Here is a 359-nt window from a genome sequence, read left to right as displayed (position 1 = left end):
AATTCCAGCAGGCCCTTCAGCAAGGAAGGGGGGTAGTGATTCTTGGTCTTGAGAAAAACCCCGAGCTTCAACAGGCTCTGGAATCGCTTTGCTGCCATCCCCCCTCGGTTATGGTCAATGGCTCACTGCTGAAATATCCAAAAGCCCGCCTCTGCCTGCTATGGCCACAATCGAAGCGTTGTACTTCCCTGCCATGGAAGGAGGCTATTCAGTCAGCAGAGCCGTTGCCTGAGGCCGACATGTGGCGTTCAGCAGCCAGGCGACATGGTCTGGACCGCGACCAAATTCCTGAAACAGAACTGAATGAGATATATAGAATTTATGGAAAAATTCCAAAAGACATCACCCAAATAACGGGG

The 359-nt window shown here is 51.3% G+C and carries 1 protein-coding gene; it reads left to right on the top strand.

What is annotated here, in order from left to right; genetic code table 11:
- Positions 1–35 precede the first annotated feature (35 nt).
- The coding region (locus E1189_RS24245; protein WP_230459811.1) for a hypothetical protein at positions 36–359 on the top strand (324 nt) is incomplete at its 3' end.

The organism is Parendozoicomonas verongulae (assembly GCF_009711465.1).
In the GTDB taxonomy this organism is placed as follows: domain Bacteria; phylum Pseudomonadota; class Gammaproteobacteria; order Pseudomonadales; family Endozoicomonadaceae; genus Sansalvadorimonas; species Sansalvadorimonas verongulae.
Note: the sequence above shows the minus strand (reverse complement) of the source record. Positions and strands in the feature narration are given on the sequence as shown.